At 63.0% G+C, this 22,765-nt stretch carries 22 protein-coding genes; 17 read left to right on the top strand and 5 right to left on the bottom strand.

Annotated elements, in window-relative coordinates; all coding sequences use genetic code 11:
- Position 1: 1 nt before the first annotated feature.
- The 16 genes from HU144_RS10990 (at position 2) to HU144_RS11065 (ending at position 16,791) form a co-directional block, all read left to right on the top strand.
- Complete coding sequence (locus tag HU144_RS10990; protein WP_235351376.1) at positions 2-871, top strand: hypothetical protein; 870 nt, start codon at positions 2-4, stop codon at positions 869-871.
- Positions 868-2,592, top strand: coding sequence for a murein biosynthesis integral membrane protein MurJ (gene murJ, locus HU144_RS10995; protein WP_235351377.1), 1,725 nt, complete (start codon positions 868-870; stop codon positions 2,590-2,592). The genes HU144_RS10990 and murJ overlap by 4 nt, the downstream gene beginning before the upstream one ends.
- Positions 2,589-3,734 carry a glycosyltransferase family 4 protein gene (locus tag HU144_RS11000; protein WP_235351378.1) on the top strand — a complete coding sequence of 382 codons (1,146 nt, stop codon included), beginning with the start codon at positions 2,589-2,591 and terminating at the stop codon, positions 3,732-3,734. Before murJ ends, HU144_RS11000 begins: the two co-directional genes overlap by 4 nt.
- A gap of 33 nt (positions 3,735-3,767) precedes the next feature.
- Complete coding sequence (locus tag HU144_RS11005) at positions 3,768-4,904, top strand: group 1 glycosyl transferase (RefSeq protein ID WP_235351379.1); 1,137 nt, start codon at positions 3,768-3,770, stop codon at positions 4,902-4,904.
- A gap of 8 nt (positions 4,905-4,912) precedes the next feature.
- Entirely contained in the window at positions 4,913-6,595 is a 1,683-nt protein-coding gene (locus tag HU144_RS11010; protein ID WP_268826220.1) for a CTP synthase, read from the top strand.
- Between the two features lie 12 nt (positions 6,596-6,607).
- The gene (locus HU144_RS11015) at positions 6,608-7,297 is read left to right on the top strand and encodes an NUDIX domain-containing protein (RefSeq protein ID WP_235351380.1); all 690 of its coding nucleotides are present in this window, start codon (positions 6,608-6,610) and stop codon (positions 7,295-7,297) included.
- A 10-nt stretch (positions 7,298-7,307) separates the two neighbouring features.
- Positions 7,308-8,255, top strand: a complete 948-nt coding sequence (gene xerD, locus HU144_RS11020; RefSeq protein ID WP_235351381.1) for a site-specific tyrosine recombinase XerD — start codon at positions 7,308-7,310, stop codon at positions 8,253-8,255.
- Between the two features lie 39 nt (positions 8,256-8,294).
- Positions 8,295-9,164, top strand: a complete 870-nt coding sequence (locus tag HU144_RS11025) for a ParA family protein (RefSeq protein WP_235345602.1) — start codon at positions 8,295-8,297, stop codon at positions 9,162-9,164.
- Between the two features lie 74 nt (positions 9,165-9,238).
- On the top strand, positions 9,239-10,012 hold the full coding sequence (locus HU144_RS11030) for a segregation and condensation protein A (protein WP_328284318.1): 774 nt from the start codon (positions 9,239-9,241) through the stop codon (positions 10,010-10,012).
- A complete protein-coding gene (scpB, locus tag HU144_RS11035) occupies positions 10,009-10,641 on the top strand; it encodes an SMC-Scp complex subunit ScpB (protein WP_235351383.1) in 633 nt (210 codons plus the stop codon). Before HU144_RS11030 ends, scpB begins: the two co-directional genes overlap by 4 nt.
- An 18-nt stretch (positions 10,642-10,659) precedes the next feature.
- Entirely contained in the window at positions 10,660-11,520 is an 861-nt protein-coding gene (locus tag HU144_RS11040) for a pseudouridine synthase (RefSeq protein WP_235351384.1), read from the top strand.
- Positions 11,517-12,644: a prephenate dehydrogenase gene (locus tag HU144_RS11045; protein ID WP_235351385.1), complete on the top strand. Its 1,128-nt coding sequence runs from the start codon at positions 11,517-11,519 to the stop codon at positions 12,642-12,644. Before HU144_RS11040 ends, HU144_RS11045 begins: the two co-directional genes overlap by 4 nt.
- Positions 12,641-13,300, top strand: coding sequence for a (d)CMP kinase (cmk, locus tag HU144_RS11050; protein ID WP_235345598.1), 660 nt, complete (start codon positions 12,641-12,643; stop codon positions 13,298-13,300). The genes HU144_RS11045 and cmk overlap by 4 nt, the downstream gene beginning before the upstream one ends.
- Positions 13,297-14,808 (top strand): ribosome biogenesis GTPase Der, encoded by a 1,512-nt coding sequence (gene der / locus HU144_RS11055; protein WP_235345597.1) that lies wholly within the window; start codon positions 13,297-13,299, stop codon positions 14,806-14,808. Before cmk ends, der begins: the two co-directional genes overlap by 4 nt.
- Positions 14,809-16,086 (top strand): AI-2E family transporter, encoded by a 1,278-nt coding sequence (locus HU144_RS11060; RefSeq protein WP_235351386.1) that lies wholly within the window; start codon positions 14,809-14,811, stop codon positions 16,084-16,086.
- An 84-nt stretch (positions 16,087-16,170) separates the two neighbouring features.
- Positions 16,171-16,791, top strand: a complete 621-nt coding sequence (locus tag HU144_RS11065; protein ID WP_235351387.1) for an L-threonylcarbamoyladenylate synthase — start codon at positions 16,171-16,173, stop codon at positions 16,789-16,791.
- A 44-nt stretch (positions 16,792-16,835) separates the two neighbouring features.
- Here the strand turns inward: HU144_RS11065 and HU144_RS11070 are convergent, their stop codons facing one another.
- The 5 genes from HU144_RS11070 to HU144_RS11090 form a co-directional block, all read right to left on the bottom strand.
- On the bottom strand, positions 16,836-17,540 hold the full coding sequence (locus HU144_RS11070; RefSeq protein WP_235351388.1) for an ABC transporter ATP-binding protein: 705 nt from the start codon (positions 17,538-17,540) through the stop codon (positions 16,836-16,838).
- Positions 17,540-18,310 carry an ABC transporter ATP-binding protein gene (locus HU144_RS11075; protein WP_235351389.1) on the bottom strand — a complete coding sequence of 257 codons (771 nt, stop codon included), beginning with the start codon at positions 18,308-18,310 and terminating at the stop codon, positions 17,540-17,542. The genes HU144_RS11070 and HU144_RS11075 overlap by 1 nt, the downstream gene beginning before the upstream one ends.
- On the bottom strand, positions 18,310-19,440 hold the full coding sequence (locus HU144_RS11080) for a branched-chain amino acid ABC transporter permease (RefSeq protein WP_235351390.1): 1,131 nt from the start codon (positions 19,438-19,440) through the stop codon (positions 18,310-18,312). The genes HU144_RS11075 and HU144_RS11080 overlap by 1 nt, the downstream gene beginning before the upstream one ends.
- Positions 19,437-20,303, bottom strand: a complete 867-nt coding sequence (locus tag HU144_RS11085; protein WP_235351391.1) for a branched-chain amino acid ABC transporter permease — start codon at positions 20,301-20,303, stop codon at positions 19,437-19,439. Before HU144_RS11085 ends, HU144_RS11080 begins: the two co-directional genes overlap by 4 nt.
- 85 nt (positions 20,304-20,388) lie before the next feature.
- Positions 20,389-21,612, bottom strand: coding sequence for an ABC transporter substrate-binding protein (locus tag HU144_RS11090; protein WP_235351392.1), 1,224 nt, complete (start codon positions 21,610-21,612; stop codon positions 20,389-20,391).
- Positions 21,613-21,994: 382 nt separating this feature from the next.
- Here HU144_RS11090 and HU144_RS11095 point away from each other — a divergent pair, with 382 nt between their 5' ends.
- Positions 21,995-22,738, top strand: a complete 744-nt coding sequence (locus tag HU144_RS11095; protein ID WP_198396432.1) for an SDR family oxidoreductase — start codon at positions 21,995-21,997, stop codon at positions 22,736-22,738.
- Positions 22,739-22,765: the final 27 nt, after the last annotated feature.

Genomic DNA, 22,765 nt, shown 5'->3' on the forward strand with positions numbered 1-22,765 from the left:
GATGATCCGCTCACTCGTCAGCTCCGCCGTCGCCGGCCTCCTCGGCTACACGGCGACCAAGGCGATCCTGTCCTCGAAGCTTCGCACTCACGACAAGGTCGTGCGCACGAACCATGCCGGCCATGACGTCTCGCTCGTCGAAGGTCCAGCGGTCACCGCGGGACTGCTCGCAGGCAGCTTCCTCATCGAAGCTCCACGTCAGCGCGCAGCAACCCTGCTGGTGACCACCGTCGCCGGAGGTCTGGGTGCTGTTGATGACTTCCTCGAATCCGGTGACTCGAAGGGACTGCGCGGTCACCTCAGCGCCCTGGCTCATGGTCAGATCACGACCGGTGGGATCAAGGTCATCGGAATCCCGCTGGCCTCGATCGCGGCTGCGACGATTCTGCGGACCGGGCGAGACAGCCGCGGGCTGTTCTCCTCGAACTCAACGACGCCAGACCAGACCTGGTTCGGGTCCGCGGTCGACGTCGTCGTCACCGGGGGAGTCATCGCCGGAACGGCGAACCTGTTCAATCTGCTCGATCTCCGCCCTGGACGCGCCCTCAAGGCAGGGCTGCTGACGCTGTCCTTCATGCCCCACAAGCACGGCCTGACCTGGGCGCCCAGCGCAGCCATCGCCGGGGCCAGTGCTGCGGCGTGGCCAGACGACCTCGACGGTGCGGTGATGCTCGGCGACACGGGCGCCAACGCCCTCGGCGCCGCGCTGGGCACGATCGTCGCCGAGAACTCGACGGCCACCCAACGTGGTCTGGTGCTGGCCGGACTGGCCGGCCTCACCCTGCTGAGTGAGAAGGTCTCGTTCACCTCCATCATCGAATCCACCCCCGGACTGCGTGAGATCGACGCCTTCGGCCGCGAGGCCGTGTGAGTAAGCTGGTTCGAGTCTTCGCCTCTGCGGCGCTGCTCGTCTCGGTCATCACCCTTTTCACCCGCCTCATCGGGTTCCTGAGGTGGCTGGTCTTCTCGCCGACTGTGGGTGTCGGCACCGTCGGCACCGCCTATCAGTCGGCGAACCAGATTCCCAACATCCTCTTCGAAGTCGTCGCCGGCGGCGCGCTGGCCGGAGCCGTCATTCCACTTCTGGCGATTCCCCTGGCCCGCTCGGACAAGGAGACGGCGGGACGGATCGCCTCGGCACTTCTGACCTGGGCTGTCTCAGTCACCTTGCCGTTGAGCATCATCCTCGCGGTCTTCGCCGACCCGATCGCCAACCTGCTGATCGAGGATGGGGGCGAGCAGCACAGAGCCACCGCAGTCTTCCTGTTCATGTTCGCACCTCAGCTCGTCCTCTACGGCATCGGCGCCGTGCTCACCGGTGTCCTCCAGGCCCACCGGAAATTCCTCTGGCCGGCATTCGCGCCGCTGCTCTCAAGTCTCGTCGTCATCGGATGCTACTTCGCCTACCAGAGCGTCGGCGGCACCGACGGGACCTGGCAGTCCCACATCGGCTGGCTCGGCTGGGGCACCACCATCGGCGTCGCGGCCCTGGCACTGCCGCTGGCCCTGCCGATGCGTTCGACCGGTCTCACAATCTCGCCCACCTGGACCTTCCCTCCCGGCGTCGCCCACCGTGCACTGCGATTGGCCGGAGCAGGAATGGCCGCGCTGCTCGCTCAGCAGGCGGCAGTGCTGTCGACGCTGATAATGGCGAACTACTCCGGCGGTGAGGGCACCTACGTACTTTTCGCCTATATCAACGCGGTCTACCTCCTGCCCTATGGGGTACTCGCGATCCCACTGGTCACGGTCATGTTCCCCTCCGTGTCCGGATGGGTGGGGCGGACGAAGGATCCCGATTCGAGCGCCGAGGACCGAGAAGCAGCCACCCTGCGCCTGCACCAGCTGACGTCGACGACCACGACGGTCATCGTCAGCATCGGCCTGCTGGGCACGGTGATCCTGATGACCGCTGCCGGCGCCCTGGAGACGTTCTTCACTGCCATCGATGCTGCGAGCGGACATGGGTCTGCGCCCTTCTCCTCGATGAGCCAGGCGATCATGGTCATGGCCCTCGCAGTCCCCGGCTGGTCCTTCGTCGCCTGGGGGACGCGAGTCTTCTACGCCATGGAACGCTCCCGTCACGCGGCCGTGGCCACAACGGTCGGGTGGGTCTTCGTCATCGTCGGCATGGTGCTCGCGATCCTGGTCACGAACGCCGACGGAGACGCCGGCCTGACCCTCGTGGCAATCTGCGCCGGCTATGTCCTCGGTATGAGCGTTGCCGGCTTGTTCCTGCTCGTCTCGATGCGCCGGGTCCTGGGAGCGGTTGGCCTGCGCGGCATTGTGCGCCGCAGCCTGCACTCCCTGCTGGCCGCGGCCGTCGCCTCAGTCGCCGGTGTCCTCGTGTCCGGGTGGCTGGTCGGCCCTCTCGGCACCGCAGCCGTGGGGTCGGTGATCAACGGCGTGGTCTCCGCCCTTGTCGGCGTAGTGATCTTCATCGGCATCCTCGCCATCGACCGCAGCTATCTCACCGAGGTTCGCGGACTGCTGTCGAATCGCCGAGGTGGTCCCGACCTCGCCGAACAGACCGACCCTGCCGTACAGGCGCAGCGACCGATCACTCCGAGCGAGAATGAGGATGAGAGATGAGAATCGTCTACGTGCTCGGCACATCGACCGGGGGAGTGGGCACCCATGTGCGTGCCCTGGCCCGTGACCTCGCAGCCTCCGGCCATGAGCTCGGGGTCATCGGTCCCGCGTCCACCGATGAGCACTTCGGCTTCTCCTCTCTGCCCGGAGTCCGCTTCGCCGCACTCGACATGGGAACCGGAATCGGTGCCCGTGACGGTGCTCTGATCATCCGCCTGCGAAAGCTCATCGGCACCTTCACCGCCGAGATCGTCCACGCCCACGGCTTCCGGGCAGGCTTCGTCGCACTGCTGGCCGCGCGGTCCTTTCGGCATCGCCCCCGCCTCATCATCAGCCTGCACAACCGGGCCAGTGGTCAGGGGCTGAGAGCCACGGTCGAGACCAGTATCGAGACTCTGCTGGCCAAGGGCGCTGACCTGACGATCGGAGCCAGCGCGGACTTGGTGGACAGGGCGCGGGAGCTTGGCGCACGCGATGCCAGGTTCGTGCCCGCCGCAGCCCCGGAAGTCCAAGAGGTCCCCGCCGAGGCGGCCGTTGCCACTCGTGCGGCACTGGCCGCGGAGTTCGGATTCGGGCCAGACGCGCTCATCGTGCTCGCCGTCGGGCGTGTCGCACCGCAGAAGAACTATCCGATGCTCGTCCGGGCCCTGGGCCACCTCGGCGGGCGTCAACGACCAGAACTCGTCTTCCTCATCGCAGGAGCCGCCGACCGCGCCGTCCTCGAGGAGGTGCACGGGCAGTACGAGGACCTCGCCGCCACCTCGGCGGTGCCTGCTCTGCATTTCCTCGGCCCCAGAGACGATATCGCCGAACTCAATGCGGCCGCCGATATCTATGTGCTCACCAGTGTTTGGGAGGCGCGTGCACTGGTGCTGCAGGAGGCGCTGCTCTCCGGACGAGCCATCATCGCCACCAGCACGGGTGGCACGACGGAACTCGTCGGGGATGCGGGCATTCTCATCGATGACGATGACGACATGGGCCTTGCCGCAGCCATCGGCGAATTGGCCTCGGATCCCGCTCGCAGAGCCCAGCTGGCCGCCCTGGCCAAGGCCCGCGGAGCCCAACTTCCCGATGAGAGGGAAGTGGCCAAAGAACTGGTGGGCATATACACGGAACTCATGCCCTCCCAGGTAGGGTAGAAGCAGCGTCGATCTAATGAAAAGGATGAGGAAATGAGCGAATCCGGCGAGGTCCACCCACTCAGCGCAGACACGAGGATTCTGCATGTACTCGCCGAAACCACGGGTCCCGTCGTCGAAGTCGCGAAACTCGCAGTCCTCGGGCATCTGCGCGCCGGCTTCAAGGTAGCAGTCGCGGCCCACCGTTCGTTGCTGGGCACATTCGGAGTCCCCGAGGACCTGGCGGACAACTTCCGCGAGATCGAGCTGGCAGCCCGACGACGCTTCACCTTGGCAGATCCCAATACCGCATTCACTCTGCACAAGTACTACCAGCACGTGGACATCGTCCACGCCCACGGCCTGCATGCTGCGACTCTCGCCGGCCTCGCCTTCACCGGTCTCCCCGCCCGACTGCACCCGAAGGTCGTCGCGACGATCGAGTCCTTCGACGCAGCCGGCGTGATCGAGAAGACCGGCGCGGAGATCGTCGGCCGCACCGCAACCGCGCTCCTGGGCACCACCGAACCGGTCGTCGACTACTTCGGGGGCAAGGTCCCGATCGTCGAACGCGCCGAGCTCGTCCACCCGGACATCGACGTCGACCTCACCGTCAGAACACCGCGTGCACAGGTGCGTAAGGAACTCGGCGTCGAAGAGGGCACGTGGATGGTCGCCAGCCCCATTGCCCTGCGCGACCACACCGCTCTGGCCACGATCCTCGACGCGGCCGACCAGATCAACACGAAGCGGCCCGGCCGTTCCGTCGTCACGGTCCTCACAGGCACCGGCAAGGACCGGTCCACGATTGAGTCCGCCTTCGCCGACCGCGGCGTCATCGTCGCCCCGTCCGGTGACCTCGTCGACGTCGCAGCTGCCGCGGACGTCGTCATCGCCAGCGAGACCATGACCGGACTCAGCCATGAAGACCTCATGCAGCTGTCGAAGCCGGCGGTCTTCATCGGCAACCAGAGACGCGCTGGCATCTGGGGTGCTGCGGCCAAGGCCGTCGCAGCCGACGACACCGACGCGCTTCTGAGTGAGATCAATCATCTTCTCGACGACCCAGCCGGACGTGGATCGCAGGCTGTGGCCGCGAAGAAGCGCGTGATTGACGTGAACAACGGGGCAGCGATCTCTGCGACGCTGCTGGACCTCTACGCCGAAGTCGCCGAATCGTCGGATTCGTGAGCCCAACTTTGATAGGATCAAATCCCGTGGTGAATCGAACTGGCCCAGGCGGCACAAATACGGCAAAGCACATCTTCGTCACGGGAGGCGTTGCCTCTTCGTTGGGCAAGGGACTGACGGCTTCGAGCCTCGGCCACCTGCTCACTCAGCGCGGACTCTCGGTAGCAATGCAGAAGCTGGATCCCTACCTCAATGTGGATCCCGGAACAATGAATCCCTTCCAGCACGGCGAGGTCTTCGTCACCGAAGACGGTGCTGAGACCGACCTCGACATCGGCCATTACGAACGTTTCCTCGACGTTGATCTCGACGGCGCAGCCAACGTGACGACCGGACAGGTCTACTCCTCGGTCATCGCCAAGGAGCGTCGCGGGGCCTACCTCGGCGACACCGTTCAGGTCATCCCGCACATCACCGACGAGATCAAGTCGCGGATGCGAGCCCAGGCCGAACGTCCCATCGACGAACGTCCCGATGTCATCATCACCGAGATCGGCGGAACCGTCGGTGACATCGAATCCCAGCCGTTCCTCGAGGCCGCACGTCAGGTCCGACACGACATCGGCCGCGACAACGTGTTCTTCATCCACGTGTCCCTGGTTCCGTATCTCGGGCCCTCCGGTGAGCTGAAGACGAAGCCGACTCAGCACTCTGTGGCAGCACTGCGCTCGATCGGCATCCAGCCCGACGCGATCGTGCTGCGCTCCGACCGGGAGCTTCCAGATTCGATCCGCACGAAGATCGCCTCCTCCTGCGACGTGGAGTCCGACGCGGTCGTGTCCTGCGTGGACGCACCGAGCATCTACGACATTCCGAAGGTCCTCCACGACGGTGGCCTCGACGTCTATGTGATCCGTCGCCTCAACCTTCCCTTCCGTGATGTCGACTGGACGAAGTGGGACTGGGTTCTCGAGCGCGTCCACAACCCCGAGCACGTCGTGCGCATCGGCATCGTGGGCAAGTACATCGACCTCCCTGACGCCTATCTCTCGGTCACCGAGGCATTGCGCGCCGGTGGATTCGCCAACAACGCCAAGGTCAAGGTCGAATGGATCGCCTCCGATGACTGCGACACCGAGGAAGGCGCTCGTGAGCGTCTGTCCGGCCTGGACGCGATCTGCGTGCCCGGCGGCTTCGGCATCCGCGGCATCGACGGCAAGCTCGGCGCACTCGAATACGCCCGGACAAACGGCATTCCGACCCTGGGTCTGTGCCTGGGCCTGCAGTGCATGGTCATCGAATATGCCCGGAACGTCGCCGGCATCGACGAGGCATCCTCCTCCGAATTCGACCCCGATACGCAGGTCCCCGTCATCGCCACGATGGCCGAACAGCTCTCCATCGTCGAAGGCGAAGGCGACCTGGGCGGAACCATGCGCTTGGGCACCTACGAGGCGAAGCTCGACGAAGGCAGTGTCGTCGCCGGAGTCTACGAATCGACGCTCATCACCGAACGTCACCGTCACCGCTACGAGGTCAACAACACCTACCGTGATCAGCTGGCCACGGCAGGTCTCCGCTTCTCGGGCACCTCGCCCAGCGGTGAACTCGTGGAATTCGTCGAGCTGCCGGAATCCGAGCACCCCTACTACGTGGCGACGCAGGCTCACCCCGAGCTCAAGTCACGCCCGACCAAGCCCCATCCGCTGTTCGCAGGACTCGTGGCAGCGGCACTGAAGGCCAAGAAGTAGGCAGGGCCCCAATTGAGCGATCTGCGCGACGAGGCCTATACGCCGACCATCACCGCATCCGACGTGGTCTACCACGGAGCGGTGTGGAACATCCGGCGAGAGACCTTCGACCTGCCCGAAGCATCTGGGCTGGTGCGCGACATGATGGCTCACACGGGTGCTGTGGCCATCGCGTGCGTGGATGAGCAGGAGCGGATCCTGCTCATCCAGCAGTACCGCCATCCCGTCCGGGCCAGGCTCTGGGAAGTCCCCGCCGGTCTCCTCGATATCCCCGGCGAAGATCCCTTCGACGCTGCGAAGCGAGAACTGGCAGAAGAAGCCGATCTGCGAGCCGGGCGCTGGGAAGTCCTCACCGACTCCTGCCTGACACCAGGCGGCAGCAGCGAATCGATCCGCCTCTACCTGGCCCGGGACCTCGAGCTCATCGCAGACGAGGACCGGCACGCACGCAGCGAAGAGGAAGCGGGCTTCAGATTCCGCTGGGCCAGCCTCGACGAGGCTCTCGACGCAGTCAGCGCGGGGGAGATCACGAACTCGATCGCGCAGCTGGCGATCCTACAGGTGGATCGCATCCTGCGTGCCGAAGCCGCCGGGAAGCCGATCAGAACCCGCAGCGTCGATGCGCCCCGCCGTCTCATTGATGGCCGTGACGATGCTGCTGACCAGGGCACTGCCGGCGGCTCAGACCGACCGCGAGCCTGAGGTCTGAGCCATGGCCCGGCACGGTGCCGAACTGCTCCCGGAGCTGCCGCAGTCGCTGTCCCGCGCTTTTGAGACGTACCTGAACTCACTGCGGTTCGAGCGTGGGCTCTCGCGGAACTCCATCGATGCCTACGCCCGTGACCTGGCCAGGTACGGCACCTGGCTGAATGGGCAGGGGATCGGCCACCTCGGCGAGGTCGCACGCACCCATGTCGAGGCCTTCGCCCTCCACCTCCTCGATGAGAGCCTGGCCCCACGGACCCGTGCACGAGCTCTCGTCGCGGTGCGCCGGTTCCACGGATTCGCCCTCGGCGAGGGGCTGGCGGCTACGGATCCCGCATCCGAGGTCAGCCCACCACAGGAGGGCCTGCGGCTGCCCAAGGCACTGTCTCTGGACGATGTCGAAGCGATGCTGGCGACAACAGGCGGCGAGGAGCCCGCACAGATCAGAGCGGCCGCACTTCTGGAGCTGCTCTACGCAACGGGGGCACGGATCTCCGAAGCTGTCGGCGTCGACCTCGACGACGTCGATCTCGAGACCAGCCTCGTACGCCTCTACGGCAAAGGCGGGAAGGAGCGGATCGTGCCCTTCGGCTCCCACGCCTCCACAGCACTTGGCGCCTGGGTGTCACGGACCAGGCCGAGCATGGCAGCGAAGGCCAGATCATCAGCACCGGCCGGGGCCCTGTTCCTCAACGCGCGGGGAACCCGCCTGTCGCGTCAGACCGCGTGGCAGATCGTCAAGGATGCCGGCGAACTCGCAGGGCTGGAAGCTGAAGTCTCACCGCATACGTTCCGGCACTCGTTCGCGACACACCTGCTGGAGGGCGGTGCCGATATTCGCGTCGTCCAGGAACTGCTGGGACACGCGTCAGTCACGACCACGCAGATCTACACCAAGGTGTCAGAGGAAACATTGCGGGAAGTGTACGCGACCTCGCACCCCCGGGCGCGGTAGGGTTGGAGCCAAGAGCAACGAAAGGTGGCCATCCGAGTGATGAATACGCAACAGGCGCTGGATATTCCCAAGTCGAAATCCACTGACCCTGAGCAGCAGGACTTCGACGAGCCAGCACCGCTGGACAGTCACGGGCCTGCCCGCATCATCGCGATGGTCAACCAGAAGGGCGGCGTCGGCAAGACGACCTCGTCGATCAACCTCGGCGCCTCTCTGGCCGCCTACGGACGCAAGATGCTCCTCGTCGACTTCGACCCGCAGGGCGCACTGTCCGTGGGTCTGGGCGTCAATCCCTACGACCTGGAAATCAGCATCTACAACCTGCTGATGAATTCGCGTATGGATCCGCACGAGGTCATCGTCAGCACCGACTTCGAGAACATCGACATCCTCCCGGCCAACATCGATCTCTCCGCCGCCGAAGTCCAGCTCGTGGGCGAGGTCGCCCGTGAGCAGATCCTCTCACGAGTGCTGTCGAAGGTCACCGACGAATACGATGTCATCCTCATCGACTGCCAGCCCTCCCTTGGCCTGCTGACCGTCAACGCTCTGACCGCCGCGCACGGTGTCATCATTCCGCTCGAAACCGAGTTCTTCGCCCTTCGCGGCGTCGCACTGCTGGTGGAGACCATCGAGAAGATCCAGGACCGCCTCAATCCCTCCCTCGTCGTCGACGGGATCCTGGCCACGATGTTCGACTCGCGCACCCTCCACTCGAAGGAGGTCATGTCGCGCGTGACCGAGGCCTTCGATGACAAGGTCTTCGATACGGTCATCAATCGCACTGTGAAGTTCCCGGACGCCTCGGTCGCTGCCGAACCGATCACGAGCTTCGCCCCCAAGCACGCGGGCTCCGAGGCCTACCGTCGACTCGCCAGGGAGCTCATCGCCCGCGGAGGCGCACCCTGAGCGAGACCGTCAGTGAAGGGTTCCAGGTTGAGCTGGAGAACTTCTCCGGTCCCTTCGACCTGCTCCTGGGCCTGATCTCCAAACGTCGTCTCGACGTCACAGAGATCGCCCTCGCCGAGGTGACCGATGAGTTCATCGCCTACACGACCGGTCTGAGTCAACGGGCAGGTGCCAAAGCCGGTTCCAGCCTCGCCGAGATCTCCCAGTTCCTGCTGGTGGCTGCGACTCTCCTCGACCTCAAGACGGCACGTCTGCTGCCGAACGAAGACGGCGAAGAGGAACTCGACCTCGAACTGCTCGAAGCCCGCGACCTTCTCTTCGCCCGCCTGCTGCAGTACCGGGCCTATAAGTCCGTGAGCAGATTCTTCGCCGATGCCATGGCCGCGGGATCGATCAGGGCGCCGCGCAGCGTTGGACTAGAACCCGAGTTCCAGGACGTGCTGCCGCCGCTGGAGATCCATATCGGTCCAGGTGAGCTGGCTGGACTCTATGCGACTGTGCTCCAGCGCGATCACACGCCGCCGAGCGTCGCCGTCGACCATATCCACCTGCCGCTGGTCAGCGTCTCCGAGCAGCGCGGCCACATCCTCAGCCTGCTGCGCGCCGGAGATCTCGATTTCCAAAGGCTCCTCGACACGGCCGATAACACGCTGGTCGTCGTGGCCCGATTTCTGGCATTGCTGGAACTGTTCAAGGTCGGCCTCTGCGACTTCACTCAGGAGGAGCCGCTCGGACCGCTGTTCATCTCCCGCACCGAGTCCACCGACGACGGGGTGGACCTGCGCACCGAGGGGGAGTGGGACGGCGATGGGGATAGTGCCCACGATGACGAAGAGGGATCTGCATGATCGATGACGAAATTCTGGCCGGGATCGAAGCGGTCCTCATGATCAGCGACTCCGCAGTGTCGGCGAATGAGCTGGCCACTGCCCTCGGACTCGACGAGGACACGATCACGGATGCCATTGCCGAGCTCAAGGCCGACTACGACGGCGGAAACGGCGGCCGGCAGCGCGGATTCGAGATCCGCCTGGTCGCCGGAGGCTTCAGGATCTTCTCCCGCGGGGACTATCACGAGATCGTCAAGGACTTCCTCACGTCTGGCCAGAGCGCGAAACTGTCCCAGGCCGCCCTCGAGACACTCGCCGTCATCGCCTACCGGCAGCCGATATCGCGCCCGCGCATCGCCGCCATCCGCGGCGTCAGCGTCGACGGTGTCATTCGCACTCTGCTCCTGCGCGGACTCATCGTCGAAGCCGGGAAGGAAGCGACCACCTCGGCGCTGCTCTACACCACCACGCACCAGTTCCTCGACGCGTTGGGGATGAACAGCATCGACGACCTGCCGGAGATCGCTCCCTACCTTCCCGAGGACGCCGACGTCGCCGAATTGGGTGCCGACAACTCCGAGGTTCTGGCCTCCGCAGACGACGAAATGGCCGATCTCGACGAGGAGATGTCACGAGTTGACGATTGATTTGAGAGAATGGAGATTATGAGTCCATACCGTGATCCCCGAGCGCCAGGCGGGCGCAACAATCGTCCGACCCGAAAACAGCGATCCAGCACCTCTTCGAGGGGGTCCCAGCGTTCGCAGTCAGGCACGGGCCAGAAGTCGGATGCCCATGTCAGCGGGGGTGTGAGACTCCAGAAGATCCTCGCCGAGGCGGGCCTGGGCTCACGTCGTGCATGTGAGCAGCTGATCCTCGACGGTCGGGTCGAAGTCGATGGTGCCATGGTGACCGAGCTGGGCACCCGAATCGACCCCGAGACCCAGTCCGTGTACGTGGACACAATGAGAATTTCGACACAGACCGCGAAGGTCTACCTGGTGCTGAATAAGCCCGCAGGTGTCGTGTCGACGATGAGCGATCCCGACGGTCGTCCCTGCTTGGCCGACTACGTCAACAACCACGTCGAACGACTCTTCCACGTCGGTCGACTCGACACGGAGACAGAAGGGCTCATCCTTCTGACCAATGACGGAGAGCTGAGCAACCGACTGGCTCACCCGCGCTACGAGATTCCCAAGACCTACCTTGCTCAGGTCAAGGGACAGCTGGCCAAGGACGTCAGCTCCCGCCTCAAAGCCGGCATCGACCTCGACGACGGCTTCGTCAAGGTCGATGGGTTCAAACTCGTGGACTCGACGCCTGGCAAGTCGGTGGTCGAACTGACTCTGCATTCGGGTCGCAACCGGATCGTGCGGCGACTGCTCAAGGAGGTCGGCAACCCGGTCGAGCGTCTGGTGCGGATCAAGTTCGGTCCGATCACCTTGGACGAACAGAAGCAGGGCAAGATCCGCCCACTGCGCTCAGACGAGATCGGCGAGCTCTTCGAGGCCGTCGGGTTGTGAGAATCCACATCATCGGCACGGGTCTGCTGGGTGCAAGCCTCGGACTGGCGCTGAGCGCACAGAAGTACCAGGTCAGCCTCGAGGACACCTCACCGACTGCTCAGCAGCTGGCCGCCGATCTGGGTGCAGGGACGATCTGCGCCGATGGCGGCAATGGCAGCAATGGGGCCGATGACGGCAATGGCGGGGATCCGCAGATCGTCGTCATCGCCACCCCACCCGATGTTGCGGCCCAGACCATCGCAACGGCTCTGGAAACGTACCCGAACGCGACGGTCACGGACGTCGCAAGCGTCAAGACCAGCCTGCTCGAATCGGTGCGTGAACTCGTCGAACCAAGCGAACTCGACCGCTACATCGGGTGCCACCCGATGGCGGGCCGGGAGAAGTCGGGAGCGATCGCTGCCCGGTCGGACCTGTTCACAGCTCGACCATGGGTGATCTGCTCGGACGAGAACACACCGCACAACCGCCTCGGCGAGGTCGTGGCCATGGCGGAGGCCACCGGCGCCTCGGTCATCCACCTCGATCCGCGCATCCACGATGCCGCGGTCGCGAAGGTCTCCCACGTGCCGCAGGTCGTCGCCTCTCTCGTCGCCTCCCAGCTCCGGCATGCGCCGCTGGAGGAAGTCGCACTGGCAGGTCAGGGACTGCGAGACGTGACGCGGATCGCCGCCTCCGACCCGCGCCTGTGGACGCAGATCCTGGCCGGAAACTCTGAGGAGGTCCGCTCCGTGCTGTTGGATCTGCGGACGGAACTCGACGAGGTCATCACCGCCTTGGAGATGGGCCCGGGCGCGACCGGTGCGCTGGCCAAGGCCATAGCCTTGGGCAACGAAGGTCACGATCGGATCCCGGGCAAGCACGGACAGGCTCCGACCAAATATGCTGTAGTCACGATCCTGATTCCCGACACCCCGGGAACCCTGGCCACACTGTTCAAGGACATCGGTGACCTGAACATCAACGTCGAGGACTTCCGGATGGACCACGCACCGGACCAGAAGCTCGGAATCGTCGATGTCTCGGTGGTACCGGCCACCCAGCAGGAACTTGAAATCGGTTTGTTGTCGAAGGGATGGCAGATTCCTGAATCCGCCATCGAGAAAGAGGGAATTGCATGAGCGTCGTCGCCATTGACGGACCAAGCGGGGTCGGCAAGTCGAGCACCGCGAAGGAAACGGCCCGCCGATTGGGTTACAGCTACCTCGACACGGGTGCCATGTACCGTGCGATGGCCTGGCTGTGCCTCAACCGGGGTGTGAGCGACCCGGTCGACGTCCTCGAACAGGTGCGCGGGGTCGATCTGGAGATTTCGACCGATCCGGATGAGTTCTTCGTCTCCGTCGACGGACTCGATGTCAGCGAGGAGATCCGCGAACCCGAGGTGTCGGAGAACGTGCAGACCGTGTCTTCCGTCGTCGATGCCCGCGAAGAGCTCATCGACATGCAGCGGACCATCATCGCCGCAGCACCCGAGGGAATCGTCGTTGAGGGGCGTGACATCACGACCGTCGTGGCTCCGGACGCCCCGGTCCGTATCCTCATGACCGCTCGTGACGAGGTGCGCGTGGCCCGCCGGGCCAAGGAGCTCCACGGAAATGCCGACGCCGAGGCTGTCGCCGCCACCCAATCCCAGGTCACAGGCCGTGACGCCAAGGACTCAGCGACAACAAGCTTCCTAGAGGCCTCCGAAGGCGTCTACACACTCGATACCAGTGACATCGATTTCGACCAGGTGGTCGAGACGGTGCTGAAACTGGTGAAGGACTCACAATGACTGAATCAGAATTCCACGAGAACCCGGACGAGCATCTCGCCGAGCGTCTCGAGAGCATCAGCGACGAGGAGGCCGAGAAGAGGGCGACTGCTCTCGAGGCCGGTCTCTCCAGCTACGACCTCGAAGACGAAGACCGGGCACTGCTCGACGCCTACGGCTTCGAGTTCGAAGACGAGGAGTCCCGCGGGGCTGATCCCGTCCTGGCCGTCGTCGGTCGCCCCAATGTGGGCAAATCGACCCTGGTCAACAGGATCCTCGGCCGCCGCGAAGCCGTGGTCGAAGACGTCCCCGGAGTCACCCGTGACCGGGTGAGCTACCGGGCGGAATGGAACACGAAGGAATTCACCCTCGTCGACACCGGCGGCTGGGACTCCGATTCCAAGGGCATGGCCTCTCGCATCGCGATCCAGTCCGAGGTCGCAGTCGACATGGCCGATGCCGTGGTCCTCGTCGTGGATGCGACGACCGGCCCGACCGCGACCGATGAACTGGTCGTGAAGATGCTGCGGAGGAAGAAGAAGCCCGTCATCCTGGCAGCGAACAAGGTCGATGACGAACGCGGCGAGCTCATGGCCGCCGAGCTCTGGGGCCTGGGCCTGGGACAGCCATGGACGGTGTCCGGACTCCACGGTCGCGGGGTCGCTGACCTCCTCGACGAAGTGCTGACCATCCTGCCCGAGGTCTCCGCCGTCGAAACCCGCATCGAAGAGGGCGGACCGCGCCGGATTGCTCTGGTGGGTCGACCGAATGTCGGAAAGTCCTCCCTGCTCAATCAGCTCATCGGCTCCGACCGTGTGCTCGTGGACAATGTCGCCGGCACCACCCGTGACCCGGTCGACGAACTCATCGAGCTCGGTGACAAGCAGTGGCGGTTCGTTGACACCGCCGGCATCCGCCGTCGAGCACATCAGGCCAGCGGTGCTGACTTCTATGCGGCGCTGCGCACCCAGACCGCTCTGGAACGCGCTGAGCTGGCCCTGGTCCTCCTCGAGGTCCAGGAACCGCTGAGTGAGCAGGACGTCCGCATCGTCACGACGGCCGCCGAGGCCGGTCGTGCCGTGGTGCTGGCGTTCAACAAGTGGGATCTGCTCGACGACGAACGTCGCTACTACCTCGAACGTGAGATCGAACGGGATCTGGCACATGTGGCCTGGGCACCGCGAGTGAACATCTCAGCGAAGACGGGACGCCACGCCGACAAGCTGGTCCCAGCGATGGAAGCGGCTCTGGAGGGGTGGGACACGCGCATCCCGACCGGACGACTCAACGCATTCCTCGGGGAACTGGTCGCAGCGAACCCCCACCCGGTGCGCGGAGGCAAGCAGCCGAGGATCCTGTTCGGAACCCAGGCACAGTCTCGCCCGCCGAAATTCGTGCTCTTCACCTCCGGCTTCCTCGATCCGGGGTATCGTCGTTTCATCATCAGGCGTCTGCGTGAGACGTTCGGGTTCAAGGGAACCCCCATCGAGGTGTCGATGCGGATCAGGGAGAAGCGGAAAGGGCGCTGAGTGAGCGATGACGGTCAGGTCCGCGAGCAGCCGCAGGGGCTGACTCGGGAGCATCGTCCTTGGCATACGAGTCAGCCTGCCAGGGTGCTGGTAGTCGCGCTGACTCTTGCCGGTCTCGCGTATGCTCTGATGTTCTTCAAGGGACTTCAGGACATCGTCGCTCCAGTGTTTCTGGCGCTGAACTTCTACATTGTCGTCTATCCTCTGCAGAAGTATCTGACCAGGCTGAAGATCCCACGGGCAATCGGCGCCTGCGTCTCGGTGATCCTCGTACTTGTGATGATCTTCGGCTTCTTCGGGCTGACGGCATGGTCCGTCGCCGAACTCGTGCTCCTCATCCCCAGCTACGGCGAACGGCTCGTGGCGACCTATCAGAGCACCTTGGCATTCCTGTCCGACATCGGTGTGACGTCCACGGTGCTCGAAGAGCAGTTCAAGCAGTTCAACGTCAGATCCCTCATCGATGCCGTCTATCCGCTGCTGACCAATGTCTCGCTTGTTGCGGGTCTGCTCACCACTGTGGTCATGGCAGTGTTCTTCGTGGCCATGGACTCCATGGGCATCGACCGGCGCATGCGGATGCTGCTGGACGTCAAACCTTCGCTGTCGGCTTCGCTGGGCGGCTTCGCCAGCGGTGTCCGACGCTATTGGATCGTGGCGACGGTCTTCGGCCTCATCGTCGCTCTCCTCGACGTCATCGCCTTGGCGATCATCGATGTGCCGCTGATCTGGGTCTGGGGTGTGCTGGCATTCCTGACGAACTACATTCCGAACATCGGTTTCGTCATCGGTCTCATTCCTCCCGCGCTGCTCGCGCTCGTCGATGGCGGGTGGCAGGCGGGCCTGTGGGTCGTCATCGCCTACAGCGTGCTCAACTTCGTCATCCAATCGATCATCCAACCGAAATTCACAGGAGAGTCGGTCGGAGTCACACCGCTGGTGTCCTTCCTGTCGCTGCTGTTCTGGGTGTGGGTGCTTGGATGGCTCGGCGCACTGCTCGCGTTGCCTGCGACACTGCTGCTGAAGGCGCTGCTCGTCGACGCGGACCCGAAGGCGAAATGGGTGAACATCCTGATCGCATCCGACCCGGGGACGGCGAATTCGTCGACGCAGGAGCCACCGGTGTCGCCTCTCGGGACGGCAGAGGAGGACTCTGGGGACGATGTCCCCGGGACGGCGGTAGAAGGCGAGACGCCTGATTCACTTGATGAACAAGCTCCCGTGTCGACCTCGGGCAAGTCACCTGTGACGCGGGCAGACGAGTCGCCGACGAACTGACCCGCTGGGTCGACGGGCGAAGAATAGTCCGAACGATTGCGCCTGGCCCCTCGCCTCGCGCGCTGTGAATGGTTAGCATGAAGTATGGCGACACTACTGAATATTCATCCTGAGAATCCACAGAACCGAATGATCGACAAGGCCGTGCAGACTCTGCGCGACGGCGGACTGATCGCCTACCCCACAGACTCGTGCTATGCGTTGGGCTGTGCCTTAGACAACAAGGCCGGGATCGAGCGGATCACCCGCATCCGACAGTTGGACTCGAAACATCACTTCACTCTGATGTGCCGCGACTTCGCGCAGCTGGGACAGTTCGTGATCGTCGACAACTCTGATTTCAGGGTCATCAAGTCGATGACCCCGGGACCCTACACATTCATCATGAAGGCGACGAAGGAAGTCCCACGTCGTATGATGCACGCCAAAAAGCACTCGGTCGGTGCGCGGATCCCGGAGAATGTCACAGCTCTGGCACTTGTTGAGGCAATGGGCGAACCCATTCTGTCATCGACGTTGCTGCTGCCTGGCGCAGAGGACCCGCTGACCCAGGCCGACGATGTCGTCGATCAGATCGGCCACGATGTGGATGTAGTCATCGAGTCGGGAGTGCCGGGAACAGTTCCCACCTCCGTCATCGACTTCACCGGTCGGGAACCAGAGGTCGCACGCGTCGGGGCCGGAGACGTTTCACGCTTCGAATGAGCGTCAGCGGCTCGAACGAGCTCCAGTGGTTCGAACCAGCTCGCTCACAGCCCCAGGTAGGCTGCCTGCACCTGGGGATTGTCGAGCAGCCTCTCGGCATCATCGGCGAGCACTACGCGTCCTTCTGCCAGCACATAGCCGCGGTGAGCGATCGCCAATGAAGCCTTCGCATTCTGCTCACTGAGCAGCACACCGATCCCGTTCCTGTTGATCTGGGCAATCGACTCGAGCACCTGTTCGACAACTAGGGGAGCCAACCCCATAGACGGCTCGTCCAAGATCAGCAGACTGGGATCCGACATCAGTGATCGACCGATCGCCACCATCTGCTGCTGCCCGCCTGACAACGAACCTGCCGGCTGGGCTGACTTCTCCTTCAGAATGGGAAACAGCTCGAGCACTTCGCTCAGGATCTCCTCGGTGCGGGTGCGGTCCCTATGCGGGTACGTGCCCAGCCGAAGATTCTTCTCCACTGACATCTTCCCGAACAGATGCCGCCCCTCGGGGCAGTGTGCGATGCCGCGTTTGACGATGCTGTTGGGGCGCGTCCGTTGGATCGTCTGCCCGTCGTATTCGATCGTTCCCGACCGAGTTCGCAGAAGACCGCTGATGGTTTTGAACAAGGTGGTCTTCCCAGACCCGTTCGCCCCAAGGATCACCGTCAGCTCACCGGGCCGAGCGGTGATGCTCACCCCGTGCAGCACATCAGTCGCGTCATAGCCGACACTTACGTTCTCCAGAGAAAGCATCAGTTCTCCTCATCCTTGGTCGACCCCAGGTAGGCACGAATCACGTCTGGATTGCTCTGGATCTCCGAGGGAGAGCCGATCGCCAGTTTCTGGCCGTGGTCGAGGACGAGGATCGTGTCCGCCAGGTCCATGATCATCGACATCTTGTGTTCGACCAACAGCACCGACACCCCGCGACTGGGCAGGGAACGGATGAGGTTGCCGAAGTCCGTCGTCTCCTCCTCGGGAATGCCTCCAGCCGGCTCGTCGAGGAGTATCAGCTCCGGTTCCGTCGCCAACGCCATGGCCACGGCCGTGCGCTTCTGCACTTCCTGCGGCACATTTGAAGCAAGATCGTGGCGGAACTCGGCGACACCGCAGAAATCGAGTGCCTCGAGCGCCTTGTCGTGGTTGAGCGCCGATTCGCGTCGATGCCGTGGAGTGTGGAAGATCGCGTCGAACACATTGGACTTGGAACGCACGATGCGACCGGCCAACACGTTCTCCAACAGCGTGGAATCGTCGAAGAGGTGCGTCGTCTGGAAGGTTCGCGCAATACCCCCGTTGACCGAGTTGTGCGGAGACGACTGAGTGATATCACGACCGTTGAAGGACACGGTTCCGGCTGTGGGGCGATAGAACCCGTGGATGAGATTGAACAGCGTCGACTTGCCGGCACCATTCGGGCCGATCACAGCGGTGATCTGTCCTTCCTGCACATCGAGATCGATGTTCTTCACGGCATCGAGGCCGCCGAAGCGCTTCCCGAGCCCTCGAATTTCGAGCAGCATCACTTCTCCTCATCGTCGGTGGTGATGGTGTCAGCAGCCGTTCCCCTGGGCTCAGCAGCGCCATCACGAGTGGAGCCGTCTGCCTGTGCGGTGCTGTACGACTGGGCAGGCCCATCCTTGTGGACAGTCCCATCCTTGTGGACAGCCCCATCCTTGTGGGCGGAACCGATTCGTCGCTTCCGAGCTCGTTTGTCGATGAACCCGCCCAGATACCCCACGATTCCGCGAGGTGCGAAGATCACAAGAGCAATGATGATGGGTCCGAGCACGATGAAACGGTAGGCCTGGAAGTCCTGGAAGAGTTCGAACAGGAAGGTCACAATCATGGTGCCCACCAGTGGCCCCGCGACAGTGCCCATTCCTCCGACAAGGATGAACATCAGGAACTCGAAGGTCTTGTCCACGGTTGCCGCATCGGGGCCGATGAAACCGACCACGGAGGCGTAGAGGCCGCCGCCGATCCCGCCGAAGAACGCCGAGGCGGCGAAGGCGAGCTGTTTGCTCAGCCCCACATTGACGCCGATCGCATCGGCAAGGTCCTCGCTGGTTCGGATCGTCAGCAGCGTGCGTCCAACGCTGGAGCGTCGAATCGCGTAGGTGATGTAGACGCAAATCAGCAGAATGATGAAGACGAGGTAGAACATCGCTGTCGGATTGCTGAAGTCCACGAGGTCTCCTGCCTCGGGGAACTTCACATTGTTGACGCCGGAATGGGCGTGAGTCACCGCCTCCCACCGGCTGATGGTCAGGTAGATGATGAAGCCGATGGCCATCGTGAAGATGGCGAAGTACTCGTCCTTCGTGCGCAGTGCGATCAGTCCGGACAGGTACCCGATGGCAGAAGTGCCGACCACTCCAACGAGGAAAGCCTGCCAGAAGGACCAGTCGAAATCGGTTGTCAGCAAGCCGACTGTGTATGCTCCGATGCCGAAGAAGCCGCCTTGGGCCAGAGACAGCTGCCCCGTGAAGCCGAGGATGATGTTCATTCCGTAGACCGCAATCGCCGAACACAGGCCGACGGTGATCACTCGCATGATGTAATTCTCATCGCCGAATGCCACTGGTGTCAGGGCAATGATGAGCAGTACGGCCAAGGTTCCGATGATTCGAGGATTCTTCAATGCACTCATCGCTGCACCGCCTTTGCGAACAGGCCTGTGGGTTTGATCGCCAGGACCGCGACCAGAACGATGAAGGCCACTGCCTCGCCGACAGCCGAGGAGATGTACGTCGATGTCATCGTCTCGGCGATCGCAAGCGCGAAGCTGCCGACGATGGCGCCCGGCAGTGAACCCAGCCCGCCGAGGATGATGATCGCGAACACCTTCAGGTTGAGCGAATCACCCATGGTGGGGGAGAGGAGGTTGATGGGAGACACGAGGCCGGCGGCGATTGTCACCAGAAGTGCCGATAGGCCCAAGGTGAGCATCGAGACCATCGCGGGGTTGATTCCGACCAGAGCGGCTCCGGTCCGATCCTGCTCGATGGCCTCGATCGTCTGGCCGTGAATGGACCGTTTGATGAACCAGGTCAGAAGGGAGAGCACAACGACTGCAGTCACGATGATCACGATGCGCTGCGCGGAGATCTCTGCGCCCAAAATACTCAGGCTTCCGGAGATCGGTGTCTCCATTCGCCGGAAATCAGCACCCCAGATCGCCTGCGCGACGGCCTGGAAGAAGAACATGGCGCCGATGGCGGCAATCATGTGATGAGTGTGCGGTGAGTTGCGCAGAGGGTGGAAGACCAAGCGTTCGAGCAGCACACCGAGGACGAACAAGATGAGCGCTGCAATGCCGATGGCAGCCACGTAAGGCACTCCGACAGTGGTCAGAAAGAAGTACGTGACGTAGGCGCCGAGCATATACAGCGAACCGTGCGCGAGGTTGGGAATGCGCAGGACGCCGAAGACCAGGGTCAGGCCGATTGCGGCAAGGCAGTACACACCGCCGAGTGCAACGCCGTTGAAGAGCTGTTGGGTGAAAAGTGTCATGAAGCGAATCCTCACAGGACGTCAGACGGCGCGACAGCGGGGCATGAAGCTCATACCCCGCTGTGGGAAGCGCCGACGATGGTGACTACTTGGCGTCGGAAACCTGTTCGACGGGTACCTTCGTGTACTTCTCGTTTTTGTCCAGGTAGGTGACCTCCAAGTCAGGATTCATCAGATGCCCCTGATCAGTGATTTTGGTCGGGAAGCCGTTGACCTTGTACTTGTCGTCGACCTTGCTCAGCGCATCCGGCACTGCCGCCCGGATCTTCTCGGGATCGCTGGTGGTCCCCGCGACCTCCATCGCCTTGGCGATGATGGCGATGCTCTGATAGTTCAGCGCCGTCTCGCTGGTCGCCACCTTCTTCTCACCGGCAACCTCCGCGAACTTCTTCAGGAAGCCCTCCGTGCCCGGATCTTCGTATTCCTTGACAGGCAGCACTCCGACGGAGTTCGTCAGGTTCTTGGGCTTCGTCACGGTCGCCATCTCGTCGAGTTTCGCCTGGTCCATGACGAGGAAGCTGCCCTTGAAGCCCTGCTTCTTCGCTTCTTCCATGATCAGCGCGGTCGGCTGTGAGGGGCCACCGACGAAGATGCTGTCCGGCTTCTCGGACAGAGCCTTCGAGACTGGGCCCGCGAAGTCAGACACGGTGGCGTAGTCGATGCTGTTGTCTGAGCCGATCTTGCCGTCCGCCTTCTTCCACTCGTCCGTGATTGCCTTGGTCCACTGCTGACCGTATTCACTCTGTGTGCCGAGCAGCGCGAGCTTCTTGCCGCCATTCTTCATTCCCTGTTCGGTGAACGGCTTGGCGTAGGACTCGAAATTCGGCGGAATCATCATCGTCAGCGGATTGTCAGACTGCACGATGGCGGGATCCGAGGTGTAGGCGGAGATCATGAACTTGGATCGGCCGTTGTTGATCTGCTGAATCGCTTTGATCGCGCCGGCGTTGGGGGAGACGACGACTGGCGCTTTGTCCTGGTCTGCCAGTCGCTGAGCGTTGCTGGCCGCGGTGGAGGGCGCGTACTTGTCATCAAGGGATTTGAGCTCGATGGTGACCTTCTTCCCGTCGACCTCGAGCCCATCCTTGTTGAGGTCATCGACAGCCATCTGGAGGCCCGTCTGGACGTTCTCTCCATAGGCCGCGCCGCCGCCGCTCAGGGGGCCGGTATAGCCGATGACGACCGAGCCGTCGCCACCGGAGTCGCCGCTTCCACCGCCCCCACCACAGGCGCCGAGGGTCAGTGCGAATGTGCTGATCACGGCCGCCGCAAGCACAGGACGGCTCGCCCTTCGCGGGATTGAGGTCATCTTTTCTCCTTTGAAAAGTGAGACGGAGCAACAGCGCTCCTCAAGGTTGTCGGGATACCTGAGCGGAAGCCCGAAGCCAATCTGAACGAATATTCGATTGAGGCTTAGGAAGGAACCTATACATCATCAAATGTGATGTCAATCGCATTTCCGAAATCGCTGACATCTGTCCTTCGTTCTTGTAGCCCCGGTTCGTCCCTGGCATGCACCTGGTTCGCGCTGACGTCGGCATCTGGCGAAGTCGGGTGAAATCTGCTGTCCAATGTTTGAGCAAACAATCGTTCAGTTACCGTTGTGGTCTATGGTGGAACTTGCGAGTGGTGAGATCCAGGTCACCCTCCTCGTCATCAACTACGAACAATCATCTCGGAGGAAAATCGTCATGACTCGGACAGCAATCGTCACTGGTGGCGGCCGCGGCATCGGAGCCGCCATCGCCCAGCGCCTGGCCTCGGACGGAATGAACGTCGCGATCCTCGACATGGGCCCCACCGAAGACTCGGTTAAGGCTGTCGAATCCGCAGGTATGAAGGGGCTGGGAGTCGACACCGATGTCTCTGACGAGGCTTCTGTCGAGTCCGCCGTGAAGACTGTCGCGGAGACTCTCGGCGCTCCGACTGTCCTCGTCAACAATGCCGGCATTCTCCGGGACAACCTGCTGTTCAAGATGACTCATGAGGAGTTCCAGAAGGTCCTCTCCGTTCACCTCGGCGGGGCATTCCTGATGACCAAGGCCGTTCAGTCATACATGGTGGAAGCGAAATTCGGGCGCATCGTGTCGATGTCGTCGACATCGGCGCAGGGCAACCGTGGGCAGACGAACTACTCTGCTGCCAAGGCGGGGATCCAGGGGATGACGAAGACTTGGTCGATCGAACTCGGCAAGTTCGGGGTCACGGCAAACGCGATTGCACCCGGCCTTATCGAAACAGATATGACCAAAGCCACCGCTGAGCGGATGGGCGTGAACTATGAGGACTTCATCGCAGCGGGAGTCGGCCAGATTCCTGTGGCGCGCACGGGAAAACCCGAAGACATTGCCCACACCGCCTCATTCCTCGCTTCCGAAGGCGCCGGATTCGTCTCCGGTCAGGTCATCTATGTGGCCGGAGGGCCGAAGGACTGACCCGCAGCGAATTCTGGTTCCACGATC

Source organism: Brevibacterium sp. UCMA 11752, assembly GCF_021532235.1.
Classification (GTDB): Bacteria; Actinomycetota; Actinomycetes; order Actinomycetales; family Brevibacteriaceae; genus Brevibacterium; species Brevibacterium antiquum.

Coding starts and splice junctions, on each gene's coding strand:
- HU144_RS10990 (WP_235351376.1), top strand. CDS start 2: ATGATCCGCTCACTCGTCAGCTCCGCCGTCGCCGGCCTCCTCGGCTAC.
- HU144_RS11000 (WP_235351378.1), top strand. CDS start 2,589: ATGAGAATCGTCTACGTGCTCGGCACATCGACCGGGGGAGTGGGCACC.
- HU144_RS11005 (WP_235351379.1), top strand. CDS start 3,768: ATGAGCGAATCCGGCGAGGTCCACCCACTCAGCGCAGACACGAGGATT.
- xerD (WP_235351381.1), top strand. CDS start 7,308: ATGGCCCGGCACGGTGCCGAACTGCTCCCGGAGCTGCCGCAGTCGCTG.
- HU144_RS11025 (WP_235345602.1), top strand. CDS start 8,295: ATGAATACGCAACAGGCGCTGGATATTCCCAAGTCGAAATCCACTGAC.
- scpB (WP_235351383.1), top strand. CDS start 10,009: ATGATCGATGACGAAATTCTGGCCGGGATCGAAGCGGTCCTCATGATC.
- HU144_RS11040 (WP_235351384.1), top strand. CDS start 10,660: ATGAGTCCATACCGTGATCCCCGAGCGCCAGGCGGGCGCAACAATCGT.
- cmk (WP_235345598.1), top strand. CDS start 12,641: ATGAGCGTCGTCGCCATTGACGGACCAAGCGGGGTCGGCAAGTCGAGC.
- der (WP_235345597.1), top strand. CDS start 13,297: ATGACTGAATCAGAATTCCACGAGAACCCGGACGAGCATCTCGCCGAG.
- HU144_RS11065 (WP_235351387.1), top strand. CDS start 16,171: ATGGCGACACTACTGAATATTCATCCTGAGAATCCACAGAACCGAATG.
- HU144_RS11070 (WP_235351388.1), bottom strand. CDS start 17,540: ATGCTTTCTCTGGAGAACGTAAGTGTCGGCTATGACGCGACTGATGTG.
- HU144_RS11075 (WP_235351389.1), bottom strand. CDS start 18,310: ATGCTGCTCGAAATTCGAGGGCTCGGGAAGCGCTTCGGCGGCCTCGAT.
- HU144_RS11080 (WP_235351390.1), bottom strand. CDS start 19,440: ATGAGTGCATTGAAGAATCCTCGAATCATCGGAACCTTGGCCGTACTG.
- HU144_RS11085 (WP_235351391.1), bottom strand. CDS start 20,303: ATGACACTTTTCACCCAACAGCTCTTCAACGGCGTTGCACTCGGCGGT.
- HU144_RS11090 (WP_235351392.1), bottom strand. CDS start 21,612: ATGACCTCAATCCCGCGAAGGGCGAGCCGTCCTGTGCTTGCGGCGGCC.
- HU144_RS11095 (WP_198396432.1), top strand. CDS start 21,995: ATGACTCGGACAGCAATCGTCACTGGTGGCGGCCGCGGCATCGGAGCC.